This window comes from Xanthomonas floridensis, assembly GCF_001642575.1.
GTDB classification, from domain to species: Bacteria; Pseudomonadota; Gammaproteobacteria; order Xanthomonadales; family Xanthomonadaceae; genus Xanthomonas; species Xanthomonas floridensis.
Genome location: NZ_LXNG01000023.1, coordinates 1 through 23,880, shown reverse-complemented (window position 1 = coordinate 23,880; position 23,880 = coordinate 1). Strand labels below are relative to the sequence as shown.

General features: G+C 63.4%; 11 protein-coding genes and 4 pseudogenes. 8 read left to right on the top strand and 7 right to left on the bottom strand.

The window, feature by feature from the left end; all coding sequences use genetic code 11:
• Positions 1–593: 593 nt before the first annotated feature.
• On the top strand, positions 594–1,001 hold the full coding sequence (locus A7D17_RS13670) for an RNA-binding S4 domain-containing protein (RefSeq protein ID WP_064509585.1): 408 nt from the start codon (positions 594–596) through the stop codon (positions 999–1,001).
• Positions 1,002–1,392: 391 nt separating this feature from the next.
• Here the strand turns inward: A7D17_RS13670 and katG are convergent, their stop codons facing one another.
• Entirely contained in the window at positions 1,393–3,639 is a 2,247-nt protein-coding gene (gene katG / locus A7D17_RS13665; RefSeq protein WP_064509584.1) for a catalase/peroxidase HPI, read from the bottom strand.
• A 347-nt stretch (positions 3,640–3,986) separates the two neighbouring features.
• Complete coding sequence (locus tag A7D17_RS13660; protein WP_064509583.1) at positions 3,987–4,598, bottom strand: DUF937 domain-containing protein; 612 nt, start codon at positions 4,596–4,598, stop codon at positions 3,987–3,989.
• A 405-nt stretch (positions 4,599–5,003) separates the two neighbouring features.
• Here A7D17_RS13660 and A7D17_RS13655 point away from each other — a divergent pair, with 405 nt between their 5' ends.
• Positions 5,004–5,369, top strand: a complete 366-nt coding sequence (locus A7D17_RS13655) for an SgcJ/EcaC family oxidoreductase (protein ID WP_082861986.1) — start codon at positions 5,004–5,006, stop codon at positions 5,367–5,369.
• Positions 5,370–5,703: 334 nt separating this feature from the next.
• On the opposite strand, the gene mutS is transcribed toward A7D17_RS13655, so the two are convergent.
• Together mutS and A7D17_RS13645 are read right to left on the bottom strand one after the other, a co-directional pair.
• Positions 5,704–8,259, bottom strand: coding sequence for a DNA mismatch repair protein MutS (gene mutS / locus A7D17_RS13650; protein ID WP_323208749.1), 2,556 nt, complete (start codon positions 8,257–8,259; stop codon positions 5,704–5,706).
• Positions 8,260–8,806: 547 nt separating this feature from the next.
• Positions 8,807–11,068 carry a methyl-accepting chemotaxis protein gene (locus tag A7D17_RS13645; protein WP_064509580.1) on the bottom strand — a complete coding sequence of 754 codons (2,262 nt, stop codon included), beginning with the start codon at positions 11,066–11,068 and terminating at the stop codon, positions 8,807–8,809.
• A 310-nt stretch (positions 11,069–11,378) separates the two neighbouring features.
• On the opposite strand from A7D17_RS13645, the gene A7D17_RS13640 reads away from it, so the two are divergent.
• From A7D17_RS13640 to A7D17_RS22930, 3 genes and pseudogenes are all read left to right on the top strand, one after another.
• A complete protein-coding gene (locus A7D17_RS13640) occupies positions 11,379–11,690 on the top strand; it encodes a hypothetical protein (protein ID WP_064509579.1) in 312 nt (103 codons plus the stop codon).
• Between the two features lie 683 nt (positions 11,691–12,373).
• On the top strand, positions 12,374–14,302 hold the full coding sequence (locus tag A7D17_RS13635; RefSeq protein WP_064509578.1) for an alpha-L-fucosidase: 1,929 nt from the start codon (positions 12,374–12,376) through the stop codon (positions 14,300–14,302).
• A 211-nt stretch (positions 14,303–14,513) separates the two neighbouring features.
• Positions 14,514–15,743, top strand: a pseudogene (locus A7D17_RS22930) (IS5 family transposase); the annotation flags it as partial.
• Between the two features lie 1,522 nt (positions 15,744–17,265).
• On the opposite strand, the gene A7D17_RS24130 reads toward A7D17_RS22930, so the two are convergent.
• A complete protein-coding gene (locus tag A7D17_RS24130) occupies positions 17,266–18,312 on the bottom strand; it encodes a hypothetical protein (protein WP_153041947.1) in 1,047 nt (348 codons plus the stop codon).
• Positions 18,313–18,928: 616 nt separating this feature from the next.
• Here A7D17_RS24130 and A7D17_RS13615 point away from each other — a divergent pair.
• The 3 pseudogenes from A7D17_RS13615 to A7D17_RS22925 all read left to right on the top strand — a co-directional run.
• Positions 18,929–19,344: pseudogene (locus A7D17_RS13615) on the top strand (transposase); the annotation flags it as partial.
• Positions 19,345–19,411: 67 nt separating this feature from the next.
• Positions 19,412–19,495, top strand: a pseudogene (locus A7D17_RS25310) (transposase); the annotation flags it as partial.
• Positions 19,495–19,782, top strand: a pseudogene (locus tag A7D17_RS22925) (DDE-type integrase/transposase/recombinase); the annotation flags it as partial. The pseudogenes A7D17_RS25310 and A7D17_RS22925, both read left to right, overlap by 1 nt.
• 152 nt (positions 19,783–19,934) lie before the next feature.
• Here the strand turns inward: A7D17_RS22925 and galA are convergent.
• Both galA and A7D17_RS13605 read right to left on the bottom strand, forming a co-directional pair.
• Positions 19,935–22,502 (bottom strand): beta-galactosidase GalA, encoded by a 2,568-nt coding sequence (gene galA / locus A7D17_RS13610; protein WP_064509577.1) that lies wholly within the window; start codon positions 22,500–22,502, stop codon positions 19,935–19,937.
• Entirely contained in the window at positions 22,499–23,701 is a 1,203-nt protein-coding gene (locus tag A7D17_RS13605) for a glycoside hydrolase family 53 protein (RefSeq protein WP_064509576.1), read from the bottom strand. Before A7D17_RS13605 ends, galA begins: the two co-directional genes overlap by 4 nt.
• Positions 23,702–23,880: the final 179 nt, after the last annotated feature.

Below are 23,880 nucleotides of genomic sequence, written 5' to 3'. Positions count from 1 at the left end.
GCAGAGCAGGAGCGTGTCCCTCATCCGGCGCTGCGCGCCACCTTCTCCCGCAGGCGGGAGAAGGGTCCGGGCTGACGGGTGCTGTCGGATCGGCGATGGACGCGCGCAATGCTTCCTTCCCCCGCAAGCGGGAGAAGGGCTGGGGCTGGCGGATGCTTGGCGATGGGCGCACGCAACGCTTCCTTCCCCCCGCCTGCGGGTGAAGGTGCCCGCAGGGCGGATGGGGGGCGCTGCAAGTTTCGTTGGACGCGCTCTCCGTTTGACACCAGCGGTGACTACCTTTTCAGCGGTGTTGCGCCGGCTGTTCGGGATGCGCTGCAGAGCAGGGGCGTGTCCCTCATCCGGCGCTGCGCGCCACCTTCTCCCGCAGGCGGAAGACGGGTCGGGGCTGGCGAGCGTTTGCTGGATTGGCGTTGCGCATGCCCACCCGCGGTCCCTTCCCCTGCTTGCGGGGGAAGGTGCCCGCAGGGCGGATGGGGGCACGCCGACCGTCGACCACGCAATCGGTCACCATCGCAAGGTTGACGGTCCAGCTTGAGTTCCGCAGCGCTGCCCAAACATCGGTTACCAGGCAGAGCGAGACAGCAAGACGCATGAATCCGGAGCTGGAACAGGGCACGACGGTCAGGCTGGATGTGTGGCTGTGGGCCGCGCGCTTTTTCAAGACGCGCAGCCTGGCCAAGAACGCGGTCGACACCGGCAAGGTGGACGTGGGCGGCCAGCGTCCCAAGCCCTCGCGCAGCCTGCGCTGCGGCGAGCAGCTGCGCATCGACCGGGGCGGCGAAATCTTCGAGATCACGGTGGCCGGGCTCAGCGACGTCCGCGGGCCGGCGCCGGTGGCGCAGGCCCTGTACGTGGAGGGCGAACCATCGCGCGAAGCACGCGCGCAGTGGCGGTTGCAACGCGCTGCCGAACGCACCGGTTACCGGGCGCCGGAAGGCAAGCCAGACAAGCGCGCGCGCCGCTTGATCAACGCCTTGGGCGATATCGACGCGCTATAGCGATCGAGCACCTCACTGATGCTTTGCCCGGTGGTACGCAAGGCAAGGCGTAGGAGTGTCGAACCAGTAAATGCCCTGGGGCCGGCTTTCTGCGTGATTGCATGCAGTGGTGCGGTGCGTTCGGGTGTCGCTGCAAGTGCAGTCCGCCCGGTGGTCCGGTAGAGCGTTGTGATCGAACAGTCAGTCACGCTGCGTGTTGCCAAACAGCCTTTGGCGCGCCGTTGCCTGGCACCAGGAAGTGGCCTGGCAAGCCTGTCTGCCGTTCCATCAACACCTCACCATCACCCCGCATGGCCACGACGATCAGTGCGTCGCGCAAAACAAACGCCCCGGTTGTCCGGGGCGTTTGTCTGACTGCCAGTGCCAAAGACAGGCCCAGCGATCCAGCGGCTTATGCCAGGTCGAAACGGTCCAGCTGCATCACCTTGGTCCAGGCAGCGACGAAGTCGTGCACGAACTTTTCCTGTGCGTCTGCGCTTGCGTAGACCTCTGCTACCGCGCGCAGGATGGAGTTGGAGCCAAACATCAGGTCCACCCGCGTGCCGGTCCAGCGCTGCTCGCCGGTGCTACGGTCGCGGCCTTCGTACAGCTCCTTGGCGTCGGAGGTGGCCTTCCACTCGGTCCGCATATCCAGCAGGTTGGCGAAGAAGTCGTTGCTCAGCACGCCGGGGCGGTTGGTGAACACGCCATGCGTGCAGCCATCGGCGTTGGCCCCCAGCACGCGCAGGCCGCCCACCAGCACCGTCAACTCCGGCGCGGTCAGCGTCAGCAACTGTGCCTTGTCGATCAGCAATGCTTCTGCAGGCACTGCGTAGCGGCGCTTGGCGAAGTTGCGGAAGCCATCGGCCACCGGTTCCAGCACCGCGAACGATTCGACATCGGTCTGTTCCTGCGATGCATCGGTGCGGCCCGGTGCGAACGGCACGGTCACCTGCTGGCCCGCTGCCTGCGCGGCGTGTTCCACCGCCGCATTACCGGCCAGCACGATCAGGTCGGCCAGCGAAATCTTCTTGCCACCCGATTGCGCGGCATTGAAGTCGGCCTGGATACGCTCCAATGTGCCGAGCACCTTGGCCAGCTGCTCGGGCTGGTTTGCCTGCCAATCCTTTTGCGGTGCCAGGCGCAGGCGTGCGCCGTTGGCGCCACCGCGCTTGTCCGAGCCACGGAAGGTGGACGCCGAGGCCCAGGCGGTAGAGACCAGCTGCGCCACGGTGAGGCCCGAGGCCAGGATGGTCTGCTTCAGCGCGGCGGCATCCTGCGCATCGACCAGGGCGTGATCGACGGCCGGTACCGGGTCCTGCCACAGCAGTTCCTCGGCCGGCACGTCCGCGCCCAGGTAGCGCGAGCGCGGGCCCATGTCGCGGTGGGTGAGCTTGAACCAGGCGCGCGCGAAGGCATCGGCAAACTGGTCCGGGTGCTGATGGAAGCGACGCGAGATGGCTTCATACGCCGGGTCGAAGCGCAGCGCCAGATCGGTGGTCAGCATGGTCGGGCGATGCTTCCTGGATGCATCGTGCGCATCGGGAATGATGGCATCGGCATTCTTGGCCACCCACTGGTGTGCGCCGGCCGGGCTCTTGCTCAGTTCCCACTCGAACTTGAACAGGTGGTCGAAGAAGTCGTTGCTCCACTGCGCGGGCGTGGTGGTCCAGGTGACTTCCAGACCGCTGGTGATGGTGTCGGCGCCCTTGCCGCTGCCGTAGCGGTTGTGCCAGCCCAGGCCCTGGCTTTCCAGCTCGCCGGCTTCGGGCTCGGCGCCGACGTTATCGGCCGGGCCGGCGCCGTGGGTCTTGCCGAAGGTGTGGCCACCGGCGATCAGCGCCACGGTCTCTTCGTCGTTCATCGCCATGCGCGCAAAGGTGTCGCGGATGTCGCGTGCGGCGGCCACCGGGTCCGGCTTGCCGTCCGGTCCTTCCGGATTGACGTAGATCAGGCCCATCTGCACGGCGGCCAACGGGTTCTCCAGATCGCGGGTGTGCGGTACTTCGCTGTCGTCGTCCTTCACCAGCACGCCGTGGGCTTCGTCCACGCCGGGCGAGCCGCGCGAATAGCGGTCGTCGCCGCCCAGCCATTTGGTCTCCCGGCCCCAGTACAGATCCTGATCCGGTTCCCAGGTGTCTTCGCGGCCACCGGCGAAGCCGAAGGTCTTGAAGCCCATCGATTCCAGCGCGACGTTACCGGTGAGGATCAGCAGGTCGGCCCAGGAGATCGCCTGGCCGTACTTCTGCTTGATCGGCCACAACAGCCGGCGCGCTTTATCCAGGCTGACGTTATCCGGCCAGCTGTTGAGCGGCGCGAAACGCTGCTGCCCACGGCCGCCGCCGCCGCGCCCGTCGCCGATGCGGTAGGTGCCGGCGCTATGCCAGGCCATGCGCACGAACAGTGGGCCGTAGTGACCGAAGTCGGCCGGCCACCAGTCCTGCGAATCGGTCATCAGTGCGCGCAGTTCCTGCTTGAGCGCCTGCAGATCGACGCGCTTGAACGCCTCGGCGTAGTTGAAGGTCTCGCCCAGCGGATTGGACTTGTTCGAATGCTGGCTCAGCAGATCCACGCGCAGCTGGTTCGGCCACCAGTCGCGATTGGTCGTGCCGGTCCCGACGACGGCGTGATTGAACGGGCACTTTGCTTCGGTTGTCATGGCGTTTACCTGTGTGCGTGGGCACTTGGGGAGCAGCGTGCCGAACGGCCGGCACGTGCTGAGGGATCGAAGTGGCGGGCAGTACTCAGGGCATGGTCATCGGTGAAACAGCGAGCAGAGGAGCCGCGCATGGCGCCGCCTGGGCTCTGCCGATGCTAGCGGGTGGCTGCAGCGGCCGGAATACCGGGAAGATCGGAGTGGACGGACGGGCTGCATCGAGCGGGCACATCTTATGGAAGCGTGGGGACACCATAAAGACCGCCGATCGTTTATTGAATTCGAATGATTCAAACGTATCGATAGCGCGTCGCTATGGATAGCATGTGGGTGCCAAAGCGGCAGAGCGCTCAGCGCTTGCCGAACAGACTGCCGCCCAGCTTCATGACATCGCCCAGGCCCAGCTGTCCGTCGCCGTCCTGATCCAGCACGCTGGTCAGCAGGCCGCCAGCCCCGCCGGTATTGACGTGCTGCTGTTCCTGCGCCAGTGCGGGCCCGAGCTGGCTGCCGGCCGTTGCATCGCCGCCGGCGAAGCGTTTGGCCAGATACGCCATCACGACCGGGGCCAGCAGCTGCAGCAATTGGCTGGCCTTGCCGGGTTCCAGGCCGGTGGCCTGGCCCAGGCCGGCGGCTGCCTGCGGCGCCTTGGCACCGAACAGATGGGCAACGATGCCGGCGCCGTTGGCCGGCGCGCCGCTGGCGGTACCGCCGAACAGCGCGCCGACCAGGCTGCCGATGTCGGGGCTGCCGGCATGGTCGCGCTGCAGTGCACCCAACAACGCGTCGCTGCCGCCGGCCTGCTGGCTGTTGCGGCCCAGGGCGCCCATCAACAGCGGCAGCGCGGTCTGTACCGCCGATTGCGCCTGATCGTGCGTGATCCCCAGGCGGCCAGCGAGTTGTTGCAGGTGCGGGCCCTGCAGCTGCGCGAGAAGTTGCGAGGTGAGCGAATCGGAAATGGTCATCGGTCCCGGTTCCTGTTGAGCGTTGCGGCAGGGTGCGCCCGTCTGGCGTCCAGAGCAATTGGCGAAGAGCTGCGTGGTGCCGCGTGTGCGCCTGCTGTCGCTTGAGTGCGGAGCCGGGTGGTCGCAGCACGCCGCGTGCGCCGGAGTGGGGAATCGCAGCACCGCAGCGTGGACGTGCCGCCGGGCGAGGCGTGTTGCGGGATTACCGGCGTCAGTGCGTGGAGGCGGATGCCTGGACTAGGTGATGTGTTATAAAGTAACAATAACGCGCAATGTGTTGTTCCACTTCACCTCCAGGAGTTGCCATGACCACCGTTGCCATGACCACCCATGCCACCCTTGCCGACCACAGTCCCGTGACCACCGCGCGCACCGCCGCGTACTGCCCTGGCCGAAGCGGACAAGATGCTGCTGCGCTGGACCGAGACGGTGGGGCGCCGGGACATCGAGGCCGTGCTGGCCCTGTACGCGCCGGACGCCATCCTGGTGCCGACGCTCTCGGACGATATCCGTGGGCGCGATGCGGACCGCCGTGCGTACTTCGCTGCGTTCCTGGCCGCCGATGGGCTGAGCTGCGGCGTCACCGTGCAGAAGAAGCGGGTGAGTGCCAAGTTGGGCACGGTGGTGATCGGCGGGCTTTACACCTTCGTGTTCGAGCGCGGCGACGTCAGCGAACCGGTGCATGCGCGCTTTCTGTTTACGTTCGAGGAGATCGACGGTCGCTGGCTGATCACCGGTCACCATTCATCGCGGTGCTTGGAAGAGGTGTAGCCGGCACTGCGCGCGATGGCTGGACTCGCGCCGGCAGGGCGGTGCAGTACACCGGGGCGGCACGGTGGGCTGTCGAAGAGGCCGAGCTCTGCAGCGTTTGAAGCGAGGACAGTGCACGCGCTCTCCGAGCGCGTGGCAGGTGACGCGGCTGGTTGCGCGCAACGTCACGCTGCCGGCTGGGCTTGATAGCGGATTCGTCTCCCTGCGGCTGCGTAGCGGCGCGAGGCGACCGCGACGTGCCGTCAGTGCCGGATGCCCCTCGCATCATTCCAGCGGAAGGGCATCTGTCAGGAACGCTGTCTGCCAGGATCGCTGCGCGGTCCTGGTGGTGCTGTCAGAGCAACGCCTTCAACCGATACAGCGCTTCCAGCGCCTGCTTGGGCGTGAGCTCGTCCGGGTCCAGCGCCTGCAGCGCGTCCTGCGCCGCGGAGGACGGCGCGGTGAACAGCCCGAACTGCTGCGGCGCATCCAGTGCCGCCGGCGCCATCTGCGCGCTATGGCTTTCGCCTCCGCGTTGTTCGAGCTCGGCCAGCCGGCGGCGTGCCTGCATCACCGCTGCCTTGGGCAGGCCGGCCAGCGCGGCCACCTGCAGGCCGAAGCTGCGATTGGCCGGGCCATCTTTCACCGCGTGCATGAACACCAGGCGCTCGCCGTGCTCCACCGCATCCAGGTGCACATTGGCGATGCCGCTGGCGCCGCCGGCATGCGATTCGTCGGCCAGCGCGGTGAGCTCGAAATAGTGCGTGGCAAACAGCGTGTAGCAGCGATTGCTGTGCGCCAGATGGCGCGCCACGGCATCGGCCAAGGCAAGGCCGTCGTAGGTCGAGGTGCCGCGGCCGATCTCGTCCATCAACACCAGCGACTGCGGTGCGGCGTGATGCAGGATGTAGCTGGTTTCGGCCATTTCCACCATGAAGGTGGATTGCCCGCGCGCCAGGTCGTCGCCGGCGCCGATGCGGGTGAGGATGCGGTCGATCGGCCCGATCACCGCGCGGCTGGCCGGCACGAAGCTACCGATATGCGCCAGCAACACGATCAACGCGTTTTGCCGCATATAGGTCGATTTACCGCCCATGTTGGGGCCGGTGATCACGAGCATGCGGCGGTCGCTGTGCAGGTCCAGATCGTTGGGTTCGAAGGGTTGGTCGCGCACCGCTTCCACCACCGGGTGGCGGCCGCGTTCGATGCGCAGACAGGGCGCGTTGTCCAGTTCCGGCTGCGACCAATCCAGTGCCTGCGCGCGCTCGGCGAAGGCGGCCAGTACATCCAGTTCGCTCAGGGCGCCAGCGCAGCGCTTGAGGCCTTCCAGTTCGCTGCCCAGCGCATCGAGCAAGCCTTCGTAGAGCAGTTTTTCGCGCGACAGCGAGCGCTCGCGCGCCGACAACACCTTGTCTTCGAAGCTCTTGAGTTCTTCGGTGATGTAGCGCTCGGCATTGGTCAGGGTCTGGCGGCGGCTGTAATGCAGCGGTGCCTTGTCGGCCTGGCCCTTGCTGATTTCGATGTAATAGCCATGCACGCGGTTGTAGCCGACCTTGAGCGTGGCGATGCCGCTGCTGGCGCGTTCGCGTTGTTCCAGGTCGATCAGGAATTGATCGGCGTTGGTGGACAGGCGGCGCAGCTCGTCCAGTTCGGCGTCGTAGCCTGACGCGATGACGCCGCCATCGCTGAGCTTGAGCGGTGGTTGTTCGGCCACGGCGCCGACCAGCAGATGCGCGGTGGCATCGTGCTCGCCGAGTTCGGCGAACAAGGTCTGCAGGCGCGGCGAATCCAGCGGCGCCAGGATGGCGCGCACCTTCGGCAACAGCGCCAGACCGTCGCGCAGGGTGGAGAAGTCGCGCGGCCGCGCCGAGCGCAGCGCCACGCGGGTGAGGATGCGTTCCAGATCGCCGAGCGCGCGGAATGCCTCGCGCACGTCGGCATCGGCACCGGAATCGATCAGGCTCGCCACTGCATGATGGCGTTGCACAAGCACATCACGCATGCGCAGCGGGCGATGCAGCCAACGGCGCAGCAAGCGCCCACCCATCGGCGTGACCGTGCTGTCCAGCACACCCAGCAGGGTGTTGCGGGTGTCGCCATCCACGCGTGTGTCCAGCTCCAGATGCCGGCGCGTGGCCGCGTTCATCGAGATCGCCTCGCTCGCCACTTCCATCGCGATCGAGGTCAGATGCGGCAGACGTTGTTTCTGGGTTTCCTCCACATAGCCGAGCAGCGCTCCGGCAGCGGCGGTGGCGCAGGGCTTGTCGTCGATGCCAAAGCCGGACAGGTCGTGCAGCTTGAAGAACGCCAACAGCTGACGCCGCCCGCTGTCGGCATCGAACAACCACGGCGGCCGGCGCCGCACGCCGATGCGCCCACGCAGGAATTCCGGCCAGTTGTCTTCGTCCGGCACCAACAGTTCGGCCGGCTCCAGGCGCGCGATCTCCGCTTCCAGCGCATCCACGCTATCCACCTCGTTGACCAGGAACCGGCCGCCGGCCAGATCCGCCCAGGCCAGGCCGTAGCCCTGCTTGCTACGCGAGATCGCCATCAGCAGCGTGTCGCGGCGCTCGTCCAGTAGCGCCTCGTCGGTAACCGTGCCGGGCGTGACGATGCGCACCACCTTGCGCTCGACCAGGCCCTTGGCCAGCGCCGGATCGCCGATCTGCTCGCAGATCGCCACCGACTCGCCTAGCGCCACCAGCCGCGCCAGGTAGCCTTCGTAGGCATGCACCGGCACGCCGGCCATCGGGATCGGTGCGCCACCGGAACTACCACGCTGGGTCAGCGTGATATCCAGCAGGCGGGCCGCCTTGCGCGCGTCGTCGTAGAACAGCTCGTAGAAATCGCCCATGCGGAAGAACAGCAGCAGGTCGGGGTAGTCCGACTTGGCGGCGAAGAACTGCTTCATCAGCGGGGTGTGCTCGGGAGCACCCGTGCTGGGCTTGGGTTTGTCTTTGCTGTCGGGGGTTTGCAAGAACGTTGTTCCGAAAACTGGGCGCGGGAGGGCAGGCGGGTGATGACGCGCAGTGCGCGCTGCACGTGAGGTCCGAACGGTGAGACTACGGGCGGCGGCCGAGGCGGCCGCATCGGCCGGGGGCGTGCAAGTTTACGGCTAGCGGCCCGGGATCGCGATCCGGGGGATGCGAAGAGTCGGAGCTGGCGGGCGCTGGTAGCGCGGCAGGGACCCGAATGGATCTGCGATACAACCCCGTATCTCAGGCGCGGCTGCTGCCATGACGGCGCAAGGCCGGCCACTTGCGTAGCCGGCCTCGTGTTTTAACCATTTGTTATCGAAAGCGGTGAGCACGTTCCCCGATTGGCAATCGGGCGGCCGGAGAAGGTGCCCAGGAACCGTGGTGTGGGAGTGAGTGGTCTATCTCACCCCCCGACACTCGCCACGTCTACCCGACGATTGCGCAATCGTCGGGGCGGTTGTGACCGGAACGTCTGCCGGCTCAGAACTCCTGCCAGTCGGCACTGTTGCTTGAGATGCTTGCCACTGCCGCCTGCCTGGCCGGGCGCTTGACCGCGGCCTTGGCGAGCTCGCGTTTGGGCGTGGCCACTGGCCTGCTCTTGGGCTGCAGTACGGTGGGTGCGGCAGTGCGAATGGCTGACGGGCGTTCGGCTTCGATCTTGAAAATCGACACCGCCTGCCTGAGCTGCACGGCCTGGTCTTCCATCGAGCGGGCGGCGGCGGTGGCTTCTTCCACCAGTGCGGCATTTTGCTGGGTGGTCTCGTCCATCTGGGTGACGGTGAGGTTGACCTGCTCGATGCCGGCCGACTGTTCCTGCGAGGCAGCAGAGATCTCGCTCATGATGTCGGTGACGCGCTGCACGCTGGCCACGATCTCGGCCATGGTGGTGCCTGCGGTGTGCACCAGCGCCGAGCCTTCGGACACGCGCTCGACCGAATCGTCGATCAAGCTCTTGATCTCCTTGGCCGCGGCCGTGGAGCGCTGGGCGAGGGTGCGCACTTCACTGGCAACCACGGCAAAGCCACGCCCTTGTTCGCCGGCACGCGCGGCTTCCACCGCGGCGTTCAAGGCCAGGATGTTGGTCTGGAACGAGATGCCGTCGATGACGCTGATGATGTCGGCGATCTTCTTGGACGAGGCCTCGATGCCGGTCATGGTGCCCACGACCTTGCTGACGATATCGCCACCTTGCGAGGCCACGCTGGCCGCACCGATCGCCAGCTGATTGGCCTGGCGCGCATGTTCGGCATTCTGCTTGACGGTGGAGGTGAGCTCCTCCATCGAGGCGGCGGTTTCTTCCAGGTTGGCGGCCTGCTGCTCGGTGCGCTGCGACAAGTCCTGATTGCCGGCGGCAATTTCGCTGGCAGCCGAATTGATCGACACTGCCGACTGCTGGATACGCCCGACAATCTCGGCCAGCTGCGTTGCGGTGGCGTTGGCGTCGTCGCGCATCTGTGCAAACACGCCCTTGAAGTCGCCGCTCATGCGCGCGGTCAGATCGCCGGCTGCGATGGATTGCAGCAGCGTCGACAACGATTGCAGGTTGCCGTCGGCAGTGGCCATCAGCTGGTTGAGGCTGTCGACCATGACGTGGAAATCGTATTGGAAACGATCGGCATCGCCACGCGCGCTGAAGTCGCCATTGGCTGCCGACAGCGCCAGCTGCTTGATCTCCGCGTTCATCGCCGACAGGTTGGCCTTGACCTCGTTCATGGTCTGGGTGAGGACGGCTTTTTCGCCGGGCAACGCGTCCATGCTCTCGCTCAGGTCGCCAATGGCGTAACGGCCCATGATGCGTGCGAGCGTGGTCTGCACCGCCAGGTGCGAGGCCACCAGGGTGTTGGTGTCCTGCGCCATGCGGCCGTAATCGCCGGGAAATGCATTGGCATCGATACGGAAGCTGATCTGCCCGTCATCGTGGCGCTTGGCCATTTCGCCTTGCGCGCGCAACAGGGACTGCAACTGGGCCTGCATGCCGCTCATGGCACGCAGCAGGCGGCCGGTTTCGTCCTGGGCGTCGGTCTGCACCTGATTGTCCAGCTGGCCGTTGGCGATCGCTTCGGCGGCCTTGGTGGCGCGGGCCAGCGGATGGGTCAGGCTGCGGGTGATCAGCCAGGCCAGCAGGCCGCTGATCGTGACCACGGCGACCCCGCCGATCAGCAACAGCAGCTTGGCGCGATTCATCGACTGTACCGCTTCCGCATAGGCCTGCTGGCTTTGGTGCTCCTGCCGGCTCACCAACTCACGGATCTTGTCCTGCCAGGCAGTATTGGCAAGGCGCGCCTTCTGGTTGAGCAGGGCCTGCGCAGGCGTGTTGTCATCCGCCGCTGCCAGGGTCATCACTTCGTCATTGATCTTGCCGGAGACCGCGCGCAGTGCGTCCATCTCCGCGCGAATCTTGCGGCCTTCTTCGGAGCTGGAAAGAGTGTCGAGCTTTGCGCGCAGATCCTTGTAGCGCTGGCGCTGGGTCTTGATCGTCTCCAGGGCCTGGTTGTCGAGTTCGGCACTGGTGGCCATGGCGTAGGTGCCCAGCGCGATCATGATCGACGAGTTGGCATCCAGCATCCCGTTGCCCATCTGGATCTTGGCCATGCGGTCGAGCACGATGAAATCCAGCTGTTTCTTGGCGCTGGCCATCGAACTCAAGCCGATGGCAACCAGCAGACCCGACAGCAGGATCAACAAGGCAAATGCGGCGCCAAGGCGGCGGCCGACGGAATAGCGTTGCAATAAGGAGGTCATGCGGCAGTCCCGAGTCCAGGGTTGGAAGGCGCCGGTCAGACCAGTCGTGTGAAGATCGCATGAGGATCGGGTCGGCAACGTGGATAACGACGCGTGGCCTGGAAACTTGATCCCGTCAAGGCCAACGGATTTAGCGCCGCGTCGCCGTTGTCAACAGGTCGGGAAATACCCGACTGGCAGACGCTGTGAGCGGGCCTGCAGACTGCTGAGGTGGCACCCTGCGGCAGCGGCGAGCTCGGCCGTCACTGCACATGGTCGTGGCAGAGGCCGCGTTAGAGTCGCTGCCCACACCGACGTCCGACATGCACGCATGGATACCCAGAACCACGAATGGATGCAGGCCGTCACCGATGCGCTCAGCGACCTGCTGGCTGCGCGCGTTGCGCAGGCCACCTTGCTGGAGGCCATGCTGGTCTCGCATCCCGAGCCTGCCGCGCTCAGAAAAGCCTGGGATGAATTGTCGTCCCAGCGCATTGCCGTCGTAGCGCAGAACAAGGCGACCGCGCAGGTGGAACGGCCGATGGATGGCTATACGCTGGAGCAATTCCAGGCGTGGGAAGAGAAATTTCGCCGGTATTTCCCGCGCGATTTAAACGCTTCATCGGACGATGCGCCAGGCTGATCAACGGCGTACAGGGCAAGGTCATTAGCTCCTAGTGCCCTGTAGAGTGACTGAAGACGCCTTTCTCACGTGGTTGCTTTGAAGGCGCGGGCCAGCTGCCATGCGGTGTCGACATGAGGTTCGAGCGGAAGCGACATCGGTTGCGTTTGTCCAGCCGCCCGACGCCGGGACATCGGTGTGACCGCATGCCGGGTCCATAGGACAAAGCCTTTGAGTCAAGCGGGCACGGACGCTGCCAGCGACGCCGTGCCGCCGCTACTACTGATTGCACCACGCCATTTGCTGTCCGTTGATGGCGGGGCGGTTGTCACCTCTCGGCGCTCGCCAATAGCTACGTTGCCATTGCCGAGACACATCGATAGCGCTTGCGTGCCGCCTTCCTGTCCGTCACGAGACTTTGGATTGCATTGTTTCGCCCGAACTCGCAGGAATGCCGGTCAGGACGCAGGAAAGGTTTCGCTTGTGCGCTTCGCGTGCAGTGTCGAGCGCACGCCTGTTGCGGTTGCGTCGGCAGTGCTTGGACTGGGCGTGAGTCCGGGTGACGACAACGGCCAGATCGATTGCAAGACTGCAGTGCATTACTGGGCTTTTCGCGCCTTGCGCCACCGTCGATCGCTCCTGGCCAGACCCCTTCTGCGGGTGGAAACGCTAAGATCCGGACTCGTGCAGAGTTGGAGGCGCTAATGATCGATCGTCGTACCTTTCTTGCCACCGGTGTCGTGGCCGTTGCCACAAGTTTCGGCGCATCCGCCGCTCGAATGACGGCTGCGCCGCGTCCGAATGGCCCAGCGCCGTGGGGCGCCGTGCCTAGCGCACGGCAGCTGCGGTGGCATCGGTGGGAGCAATACGCCTTCGTGCATTTTGCGATGAATACCTTCACCGACAAGGAGTGGGGCTACGGCGACGAAGATCCGCGCAGGTTCGATCCCAGCGATTTTTCGGCCGATCAGATTGTCGCTGCTGCCAAGGCTGGCAATCTGAAAGGGCTCATTTTCACGGCCAAGCACCACGATGGCTTCTGCCTATGGCCGACGCGCCTGACCGAGCATTGCATCCGGAACTCGCCGTACAAGAACGGCAAAGGCGACATCGTCGGTGAGATGGCCGCGGCGTGTCGACGCGCCGGCCTGGCGTTCGGCATCTATCTCTCTCCCTGGGATCGTAACCACGCCGAGTATGGGCGCCCCGGCTATCTCGATTATTTCCGCAAGCAGATCGTCGAACTCTGCACCGGCTATGGCGAGCTGTTCGAGTTCTGGTTCGACGGTGCCAATGGTGGCGACGGCTATTACGGTGGAGCGCGCGAAGCGCGCAAGATCGATGCGCCCGCTTACTACAACTGGCCAAAAATGATCGAGCTGGTGCATCGGCACCAGCCGATGGCCTGCACCTTCGACCCGCTCGGCGCCGATATCCGGTGGGGTGGTAACGAGGACGGTATCGCCGGCGATCCGAGCTGGCCGACCATGCCCAATGCCCCGTATACCCAGGAAAACGGCAATTCCGGCGTTCGCGGCGGGGCGCTGTGGTGGCCGGCAGAAACCAACACCTCGATCCGCCCGGGCTGGTTCTACCACGCCGATGAAGACGGCAAGGTGCGCAGCCCGGAGAATCTGGTGCGCTATTTCGACACCTCGGTGGCGCGTGGCACCAACATGAACCTCAATCTCCCGCCCGACCGACGCGGCCGCATTCCCGACCACGACGTGGCGGTGCTGCAGAGTTTCGGCGATGCGCTCCGCGCCAGCTTCGCCATCGATCTGGCCAAGGGCGCCAAGGCCAGCGCCAGCGCGTCGCGCGGTGCCGGGTTCGAGCCGGCGCGCGTGCTCGATCGGCAGCCGGACAGCTACTGGTCCACGCCGGATGACATCACCACGCCGACACTGACGCTGGACCTGTCGGCGGTGCACAGCTTCGATTTGATCCGGCTGCGCGAGTACCTGCCGCTGGGCGTACGCGTCACCCGCTTTGCGGTCGAAGCCGAGGTCGATGGGCAATGGCGGCGGCTGGCTGAAGCGCAGTGCATCGGTGCACAGCGGATCGTGCGTCTGGAGCGCCCGATCGCCGCGCGGCGTGTGCGCCTGGTGGTGCTTGAGGCGCCGGTGTGCCCGGCCATCAGCGAATTCGCGCTGTTCCGTGCGGTGGCGCCGGTACCGGTCGCGCGGCCGACGGCGAACGCACCGGATGTGCTGTCAACTGCAGGCTGGCGTATCGTCGAGGCGAGCGCGCCAGGGGCGGACAAATTGCTCGACGACGATGCCAGCACGATCTGGGTCACGCCCGCACCAACGCCGGGCCATCCCGCGCGGGCAACCATCGACCTCGGTGCGCTGCGTCAGGTGGCCGGTTTCAGCCTCACGCCCTCGCGCACGGTGATGAACGGTGCGGCGCCGCCGAAGGGCTATCGCGCCGAAACCAGCGAAGATGGCCAGCACTGGCAGCCCGCCGGCGCCGGCGAGTTGTCCAATATCGCCTATGCGCTCTCGACCCAGCGCCTGAATTTCCCCGAGGTCCGCCAGATACGCTATCTACGGCTGTCGTTTGCGGAAACGGCGGTGCCCGCCGACCGGTTGTCAATCGCGGGGATCGGTGCGTTTTCGCGCCCGCGTTGAGCGCTTGTGCTTCCGCGCGGCCATGCGCCGTGCGGGAGCGCATCCTTGTGGCGAGGCATTTTTGCGCTTGGCACACGCCACATTGCTGAAAGATGCCGGTCTCGCATCTGGATCCGTTCATGCGGAAAAGGCGTGCGATGCGCTGTTGTCCCAGCGCCTTGCGTATGTTGCGTACAAGAAAACACTGGCCAACGACCCGCGCCGCCTGGATTCGCTGTCGCCACGGTTGCCGGTCATTACCGGCACAGGCGGTCGACTCGCATTGCCGATGCGTCTGATCGCCGGGCTGCTCTACCTCAAGCACGCCTACGACCTGTCCGATGAAGCGGTGTGCGAACGCTGGCTGGAAAATCCGTACTGGCAGTTTTTCACCGGCGAGGTGGTGTTCCAGACCTGCTTGCCGTGCGATTCCAGCTCCCTGACACGTTGGCGACAGCGCCTGGGCGAAGCCGGTATGGAAGAGCTGTTGGCGCACACGATCAACACCGCTCATGCGATGAAGGCGGTGGATGCAGCTGAGGTGTCGCGGGTGATCGTGGATACAACCGTGCAGGAAAAAAGCGATCGCCCATCCCACCGACAGCTGTTTGCCTGAGGCTGCGCGCAAGAAGCTGGTGCTGCTGACCAAGCGCCATGGCATCGCACTGCGACAGAGCGATGCGCGGCAAGGTCCGGCGTTGAGCCGCAAGGCCGGGCGCTATGCGCATGCGCGCCAGTTCAAGCGCATGCGCAAGGTGCTGCGACGCCAGCGCACGATCCTGGGACGCGTACTACGCGATCTGCAACGCAAGCTGGCCCAGCTGGAACCGTCGGTGCGTGAGCGCATCGGTGTCTGGTTGGAGCGCGTACACCGGTTGTTGACACAGCGTCCCAGGGACACACAAAGACCCTGCGCGTTGCACGCGCCGGAAGGGGAATACATCAGCAAGGACAAGGCGAGGAGCCCGTACGAATTTGGTCAAGGTCGGCATTGCGGTGAGTGCGCGCAAAGGCTTGATCGTGCGCGCGCGCAGTTTCCCGGGTAACCGGTACGACGGCGACACGCTGGCCGAGCAACTGGAACAGGCACGCGTGTTGCTACAGGGCGTAAATGTCACCCCGACGTGGCGATCGTGGACCTGGGGTATCGCGGGCGCGACGTGGAGGGTGCGCAGATCCTGCATCGGGGCAACGCCAAGACGCTGGCTCGACGGCGATGGAGCTGGATCAAGCGGTGGAGCCGGTGATCGGACATCTGAGACAGGACCGCCGCTTGAATTGCTGCCATCTCAAAGGCACCCAGGGCGATGCACTGCACGTGCTCGGCTGCGCCGCTGGCGACAACCTGCGGTGGCTGCTGCGCTGGATCGCATTCTTGCGTGCCTGGTGGCAGGTGGTGCGGGCGCGCTCCTCAACGTCCTCAAGCATCATCTGGTCGGCGACCATGGCGTTTGGTGCTTGAGAGTGGTTTTTCAGGGGCGACTACATGGCACCTGACCGCGCTGTGTTGAATGCCGGCACGTTCCTGCGTGAGAACTCCAACGAGATCATGAGTGTAATTGGGGCGCGTTGTGGAGACTGCGCGGTGCCCGGAGAGCGTCGTACCGGCAGTGGCGCACTCGCATATCGCGAGGGTGAACGCATTGCTTTGCTGGATCGCTCATTGGCGGACAACTGCGTTGACCGGCACGCGACCAAAAGCCAAGTTACTTGGGCTTGAGTACCTGCACCTATCCACCAGTACGACGACCGCAGCAGGCAACTACTAGCACCGCCTTGCAACACATCTGTGAGCCGGTGGTGCCTGGTTGCCGGAAATTGAACGGCACAGCTGTTTGCAGTGTATGGACTGTCTAAATCGTGAGGCCGCGGTGAGCCTCTTAAAAGCGCAGCCCTCGTATGCGACGCGGCGATTCTAGGTCGCGCCCCAAGAACCCCCAACGTCCTCTTGCGATAGAATTCGCCAGAGCGTATGGGGGGGGGAGCATTATCACTCGCTGCGACGTGGCTGCACGCGGGTTTCTACACGGGAGCCGCGCCTGCGAACCACGCAAGCGCGGATTTAGCGCAACAAGGCCCGAAAATAACAACTCTTCGCCCGGTCAACCTTTTGTTATCAATACATGTCAAGCCGGCGGCTTTTCGCCAGGTCTCGGATGGCCAGGCAACCATTGCCAGTCGCATTTAAGGCGCTGAAACTCTGGCAGATATCCGGTGACGGTGTCTCCGCGGTTATTGTAGATGCATTGTTTCTGATTGCCTCCGCGAGTCCCTATGTATTGCGTAAACTGCCAGTGAGCTGGGCACGACTGATCAGCCCGCACGCGTACCTCATTTGGTGTGCCACCTGTAAGCTTTATCGTCCCCACACGCTCTCCAATGTGCTCCACACCTCTGACCTGGATGCCGTGAGAGGACGTGCATGTAAAGGTTTCGCTTCTTTCGTGGCACGTACTCCACGACATTCCACCGGAGCCGCTTAACGAGAAGACTCCCCAGGTCGGCGGGATTGGCGGCTCAAAGCTAGCACCGACGCCGAACGATTGTTCGTGGCACTGGCTCGTCCCAACCGTGGCCTCGATTGTGCCGCAAACTTCGCCGGTATTGCACGACGCCCAACTACTAGGGTTGAAGAAGGAAGCCTTCTGGTCATGGCCTACCCAGCCCGTGAAATTATTTGAAACATGTGTGGCGGATGCAGTGCTGGCGTAAGCAAGCACAAGAAACGAGGCCGTGGCCAGAAATAAGCTATTGCGATGTCTTGACATGGGATTGTCCTGGGTGGGCTATGTTTAGGGACAGGTAGAGGGTTGTATATATTAATTTTAAAAATGAAAACAAAATCAGTTTAAGAAATAAATTTAGCTGATGTAGAGGTAGCTTTGGCGCCTCAAATACTTTGGCTGGTGCTGGTTGGTTGACTTTTCTTATTCAATCGACGATCTAACTGAAATGTTGAGAGGTTCGTTTGATGGTCGCGGTCGTTACTGAGAGCCAGTGCTAGTGGCGCCGGCGGACTTGCCGCTGACTAGTTCACTGAAATGTTTGCGTTGAGCGGGATCGGTGGAGGCGCTTGTCATGGCGTTAGACAGTGTTGATCGGAGTGCAGGTGTTAGCTCGACATCACCGCTATTAATTGCATCAAGGGTCAATCTGAGTAATAACGGGTTGGTACTGTCCTTTTGAATGTATCCTACTGCCGCATCCGCTGCATGTTCTGGAGTTGATAATTGATAGAGCTTTTGAGCGGCAACCGCCCGTACTGCTCTATCTCCCGTGCCAGAGGCAAGTGAATCCATCTGGGATGTGGCGGACTTTCTTAATTGCCCGCCTTCAACCGTGTCGTCTTTTTCGAGAGTGCTGGCCAGATTCAAGGCGGCAATTGCTGTACCCTTATCCAGACCTGTGTCGTTCAGCCGGGCCACGGCGTCGGAAATGATCGCGTGAGAAGCTTGTCCACGAAAACCGTAGTAAGTTTCATACATGTCTTGATAAAGGGACGTGTCCTTGCTTGACCAAACCCGTTTTGCTTCATCCAGCATCATCTGCCTGCCCACTGGACTGCCGGCAAGCATGTCACGCACCATATTGCGGTGCATTGGCTGATTCCCAGGGATAGCCGCGTAGAAACTCGCAACCCGCTTCTGGGTCTCCGGGCTTGCCTCAATTGCTCTCGTCAGTTGAGCGGTAAAGGCATCTATCTCAGATTGAGGCATTGGTGGTTGGGCGTAGAATCTATCAAAAAATGCGTTCAAGTGCGCCACAACATTCTCCGCGCTGAAGGGCACTTCATAAGGCTCATCCGCTACGAAATTTCCAGAACGCAAGCTATTCCCCAACCGGTATGAGTTCAGGGCCGGTATGGATCCACCAGTGACAGTGCGATGCGTTGCAAGTTGCCTTTCTTCCATTGATTTCTGATCTCGCGTGGCGCCGGATATACTGTAGAAGTAGATCGCGGCGCCGATGAGTGCGGCTCCAAGGAGTGCGGCGGACGAATAGTTGTACCTGCTTTCTCTTAATGCATTCATGGTGGGGCCGCTTCGGATAGGAATTATAAGAAGGCATGTATCGCGCGCGATGATCGCACTCGATAAATATTTGAGGTGTTGGCGCTTTCTCTGCCACTGCCGTAATCATTGCGTTGAGGCCCGGCCTCTGCTGTGTAAGCGAGGAAGATTTAAAATAGCCATCGGGTGGAAGTGAGGGGAACATAAACGACGGTCCAACTGGTGATGTGTCAGCTCTTGCCACAATTTGCAACAAATAGCCTTGATTTCTTCAGTGAGTCCCGGTGTAATTTATTGTTATGTATTTATTTTGGTTTCGATAAGTGGTGGCGCGCAGTTGCTTGTCTCAATTAATTACCAAATTTGAAGCCATTTATTTTTTCAGGAGGGCGGGAAATGCGATGTTCTTTCTCGATATTTCCTGGTTTAAGGCGCGCTTTTATGCACTTATTACAACGTGGCTCAAGAAATTGGCATAGATTGAAAAAAGCACGGGCCCAAGTCTCTGTTGAGCTAGTATCCATTTGGTTTTGGCTTTGGTCGGCAAAAAAGTCAGCGCACGATTGTCAGCCTCCCGTGAAATAGATCCAGCCATAACTGGAGGTCTCCGGCACACTGGGCACCAAGCAGACCAACGATGCGCAAAAGCAAGTTCACAGAAAGCCCATTGTCGCCACGCTGAAGCAGGTTGAGGGCGGCCGCCAGGTCAAGGATGTGTGCCGTGAGTTGGGTATTTCCGACGCGACGTACTATGTCTGGAAGTCCAAGTGCGGTGGCATGGAGGCATCTGATGTGCAGCGCCTTCGCGACCTGGAGACCGAACACAGCAAGCTCAAACGCATGCATGCCGAGCTCGCGATGGAAGACCATGCCCCCCAAGGATGTCATCGCAAAAAAGCTGTAGACCCGGCGCGCATCCGCCCGCTTCTTGTCTGGCTCATCGATCAACATGGCTGGAGCGAGCGTCGTGACTGCGCGGTGGTTGGGGTGGCTCGCTCGACGGCGCGCTATCGGCGCCGTCCCGATCAGGATGAGGAGGTCATTGCGCTGTTGTCCTGACCTGCGCCCACTGAGCCGTACCAGCTGGAGCTACAAAGTCCGTGATCCCAAGAGGACGGACATGAAGAAGAGCAGATTCAGCAGCGGGCAGATCATCGGGTTTGTCAAGCAGGCCGACGCGGGCATGGCCGTGGCGGAGTTGTGCCCGATGCGCTGTGGGATGGTCGACGCTTTCGCACGTCCAATTTCATCGACGACTTCAGCCGGGAAGCCTTGGCGATCGAAGTTGACTTGAATCTTCCGGTCGCCCCCGTCATCCGCACCTTGGAACGCACCGCAGCCTGGCGCGGCTATCCCGCTAAGCTTCGCCTAGACAATGGCCCGGAGTTTGTCGCATTAGCTTTGGCCGAGTGGGCCGAGCGCAAAGGCATCGCATTGGATGTCATTGAGCCGGGACGGCCGATGCAAGACGGTTTCATCGAATACCGCAGGCCTGAAAGCCGTCGCATTGCGGCTACGCCTATTTACCGTAGTCGTCGCTGCCATGCTCCGGGCAAAGGGAGCACGGCGTCAGGGCGATGATGGAGCGACATCAATTCCTCCACACGCCGATGGCATTGATGTGGCTGCGTAAACGTGCCAAATCATTTCAGCAGCGGCGTGGACGCGGCTTTTCTACCTGTCATTTGTAGCGTGTCCGATGTCAACCCAGCTGCACTGGCGTGAAGCACTATGTCGCCGGATGTCTGGGTGCTCTGCAGTAACGCCATGCACAACCCATTGAACGCCCTTCGCTGCGGCGCCTTGTCGGCCTCGTGGCTGCTCGGGTTGCCGTTGCCGACGCCGATCAGTTTGCCGGCACCGCTGACCGCGAAGTGTACCTGCGTATCGGCGACGGGGACCAGGCGGCCTTGTGCGTCGATAATCTCCACTTTCACCACTGCCACATCTTCGCCATCGGCGCGCAGTGCGGTGCGATCGCAACTCAAGCGGATCGCTGCCGGTTTGCCGGCCGTTTCTCGGCGTTCGGTGAGTACCAGCGTGCCGCCGCGATAGCCGCGCGCTTCGATGACGCCGGGGGCGTACTTCACCCGCCATTCGACATGGCCGTAGGCCGGTACCTGCTGCAGGCCCTGGCTGACGCCGTTGACCAGCAACTCCACCGCGTCGAGATTGCTATGGCACCAGACGGCGAGGTGGCCGTTGTCGTCGGGTTGCAGCAGACCGTCCCAGTTCCAGTGCGGGAACAGATGCAGCACCGGTTCGGTGGTCCATTGCGCGCGGTAGTACCAGTAGTTGTCCTTGGGGAAGCCGCAGCTATCGAGTACGCCGAATTGCGAGGCCACATTGGGCCAACGGTTGTACGGGGTTGGTTCGCCGCGGTAGTCGAAGCCAGTCCAGATGAAACCGCCGGCGATATAGGGGCGTTGGGCGACGTAGCTCCACCAGGCTTCGGCGGTGCTGGCCCACCACGGGTGGTCCAGGTCGTAGGCGCGGGTATAGCCGCGTGCGTCGTCGCGTTGGTAATTGCCGCGCACCGACACGGTGCTGCCGGTTTCGCTGCCGTAGATGGGAATGTCCGGGTACTGCGCGTGGAAGCCGTCCATCTGGCTGGTGCGGTAATTGAAACCGACCACGTCCACCACCTGGCCCACGCCGTCGCCAAAGCCCTTGTCCATGGCGAAGGTGGTGGGGCGGGTGGGGTCGAGCTGGCGCACGCGCTGCTGCATGCGCGACACGATGCGCGCGCCGCGCTCGGTCACCTGCTGCGGTTCTTCGTTGCCGAGCGACCACAGAATGACGCTGGGATGATTGCGCCCGCGCCGGACCATGGTTACCAGTTCGCCCATCGCTTCGGGGTCGGTGGACATGCGGCGGGTTTCTTCGATCACGAACATGCCCAGGCGGTCGCACAGTGCGAGCAATTCGGGGGTGGCCGGATTGTGCGAGCTGCGGTAGGCGTTGCAGCCCATCGACTTGAGCTGGCGCAGGCGCCATTCGTGCAGGGCGTCCGGGATGGCGGTGCCGACGCCGGCATGGTCCTGGTGGTTGTTGGTGCCGTGCAACTTGAGCGGCGTACCGTTCAACAGGAAGCCGCGTTGTGCGTCGAAGGCGATGCTGCGTACGCCGAACGGGTTCACCACCGCATCAGTGGCGCGCCCGTCGCTGTGCACGCTGGTGGTGGCGCTGTAGAGTTGCGGGGTGTCGATCGACCACAGCATGGCCTTGCCCAGTGGCAGGGTCTGCTCGATCTGCTGCAGCTGCCCCGGCGCCAGCGTGATGGCCGTGCTGGCCGACTGCGCAACCACGCGACCGTCGGGCGCGGCGATGCGTGTCTGCACGATGCACTGGCGCGGCGCGGTGCCGTCATTGCGCACTTCGGTGGAGATCTGCGCGGTGGCGTTGCCGGAGTCGATGCTGCTGCGCACGAACACGCCGTCCTGCGGCACATGCAGCGGGTCGGTCTTTTGCAGCCACAGGTGGCGATAGATGCCGGCGCCTTCGTAGAACCAGCCTTCGCCCAGGGTGGCATCCACGCGCACGGCGATGACATTGGGCTTGCCGTAGTCGAGTACTTCGCTGAGGTCGACCTCGAAGCCGCAGTAACCGCTAGAATTGCGGCCGACAATGTGGCCATTGCAGAACACGATGCAATCGCGGAACACACCGTCGAAGACCAGGCAGATGCGCTTGCCCAGGTCGCTTGCGGGAATCTGCAGCGTGCGCCGATACCAGCCCACGCTGTTTTCCGGAAAGCTGGTCCCCAGCGCCTTGTAGCCATGCGCGGCTGCCGGGTCTTCCTCGGTCATCGAAGCGGAGATCGGCTCCGGGCGAAAGGGCAGGGTCACGGCCCAGTCGTGCGGCAGATCTACCTGTTGCCAGCTGCTGTCGTCGAAGCTCAGTTGCGCAGCGGTGGCGGTGTCCTTGCCGGCCTTGGCGAAGGTGCGCTGGAAGGTACCGAAGTCGAAATCGCGCGACGGGTCGCTGGCATGGCCCAGATGAAAGCGCCAGCCGAAATCGAATAACAGCCGCTCGCGTGGCGCCAGCGTTGCGTCACCCAACGGGCCAGCCGGCGCGGTGTTTTTGGCAGTTGCCGATGCGGCGCCGGCAATGCCGGGCGCCAGGGCTGCAGCGGTGCCGACAGGAAGTGCGGCGCTGACACTGCTTGCAAGCATGCCGCGCAGCAACGCGCGGCGATTGATACCGGTCATGGCTGTGTCCTCGTGCTGGCGCCTGCCGGTTGTGCCGATGCGGGCGTGTGTGCTGCGGGCACATACGAAGGCGGCGCGCCAGTGTACGGGTGGTGCATGAAGTCGATCGCCGGCAGTACTTCATTGCCATGTTTGAAGTCGAAGAAGCTGGCGTTCTCCCATGACGAGCCGGTGCCCCAACGCGTCTTGCAACTGCTGCTGGTCCATGCCGGTTCCCAGTACACGACACCGGCGCCGCCGGTGTCGATCACCAGCTGGGTGAGATCGATCATGTACCTGGACTGGCCTTGCGGCGTTGCCGGGTAGCCGGCAATCAGCGAATCTTCGCCGAGCAGGTTGTGCGAGGTGTCGCCGGACTCCAGCGTCCACGGGTAGGCGGTTTCCACCACCACCACGTCGGCATCGTAGCGGCCACGCAGGCGCTTGATGGTCTTGCCCAGCTGCGCCATCGATTGGGTGGACCACTTGCGGTAGTAGCTGATGCCGATCAGGTCGAAGTCGGTGACGCCGGCCTTGGTGGCGGCGGCGAACCACGGCTCCACATTCTCCGGCTGGGCGATATGGAGCATCACCCGCGGTTTGATCGTTGCGCGCGCGCTGATGTCGCGCACCGCCTTGATGCCGGCGTTGAACAGTTTGGCGTTGCGCTGCCAGTCGATGGGGCGTTTCTTGTCCCAGGGCTGGCTGTCCATCAGGTCGGAGTTGCTTTCGTTGCCCACCTGCACCAGCTCCGGCATCAACCCGGCGCGGTCGAGTGCGCTGAGCGTGTCGTAGGTGAAGCCGTAGAGCGTGCGGGCCAGTTCGTCGGTCTCGGTGATGCTGGACCAGGCCTTGGGAATCAGCTGTTTTTCGCCGTCGGCCCAATCGTCGGAATAGTGCAGGTCCAGCAGCACCTGCATGCCTTGCGCACGTGCGCGCGCAATGGTCTTTTTGACGTCGGTGAGGTCGCTGTACTTGGTCCAGCGCGCATCGTTCCACAGCCGCACCCGCACCAGGTTGGCGCCATGCGCGTGGAACAGTTCGAACGGATCGGTAACCACACCGTTCTCGCGATATTGCACGCCGCACTCCTCCATCTCGTTGACGTAGGACAGGTCCGCGCCGAGATACAACGTGGCGGGGGGCTGGGCGGCGTGTGCGGAAACGGACAATGCCAATGCCAGCAGCGTCGGTGTCCAGAAGCGGCGTGTAGAGCGCATGTAATTCCTCGACAAATCAACCATGGAGCGGCCAACAGCATGCTGTATGTGGCCGTCGTGCAGCGCAGGCGGTGTGCGGAATCGCAACCAGAGTCGCAGTGCATTGCCGCGTATCGACGTCACTCGCCTGCTGCCCGGCGCAGCAGGCGCCGGATGCGTCTGTGGGGGGGGGGGGGGGG

Bases quoted from the DNA above. Each gene is read 5' to 3' on its own strand.
- A7D17_RS13670 (WP_064509585.1), top strand. From the start codon at position 594: ATGAATCCGGAGCTGGAACAGGGCACGACGGTCAGGCTGGATGTGTGG.
- katG (WP_064509584.1), bottom strand. From the start codon at position 3,639: ATGACAACCGAAGCAAAGTGCCCGTTCAATCACGCCGTCGTCGGGACC.
- A7D17_RS13660 (WP_064509583.1), bottom strand. From the start codon at position 4,598: ATGACCATTTCCGATTCGCTCACCTCGCAACTTCTCGCGCAGCTGCAG.
- A7D17_RS13655 (WP_082861986.1), top strand. From the start codon at position 5,004: ATGCTGCTGCGCTGGACCGAGACGGTGGGGCGCCGGGACATCGAGGCC.
- mutS (WP_323208749.1), bottom strand. From the start codon at position 8,259: ATGAAGCAGTTCTTCGCCGCCAAGTCGGACTACCCCGACCTGCTGCTG.
- A7D17_RS13645 (WP_064509580.1), bottom strand. From the start codon at position 11,068: ATGACCTCCTTATTGCAACGCTATTCCGTCGGCCGCCGCCTTGGCGCC.
- A7D17_RS13640 (WP_064509579.1), top strand. From the start codon at position 11,379: ATGGATACCCAGAACCACGAATGGATGCAGGCCGTCACCGATGCGCTC.
- A7D17_RS13635 (WP_064509578.1), top strand. From the start codon at position 12,374: ATGATCGATCGTCGTACCTTTCTTGCCACCGGTGTCGTGGCCGTTGCC.
- A7D17_RS24130 (WP_153041947.1), bottom strand. From the start codon at position 18,312: ATGAATGCATTAAGAGAAAGCAGGTACAACTATTCGTCCGCCGCACTC.
- galA (WP_064509577.1), bottom strand. From the start codon at position 22,502: ATGACCGGTATCAATCGCCGCGCGTTGCTGCGCGGCATGCTTGCAAGC.
- A7D17_RS13605 (WP_064509576.1), bottom strand. From the start codon at position 23,701: ATGCGCTCTACACGCCGCTTCTGGACACCGACGCTGCTGGCATTGGCA.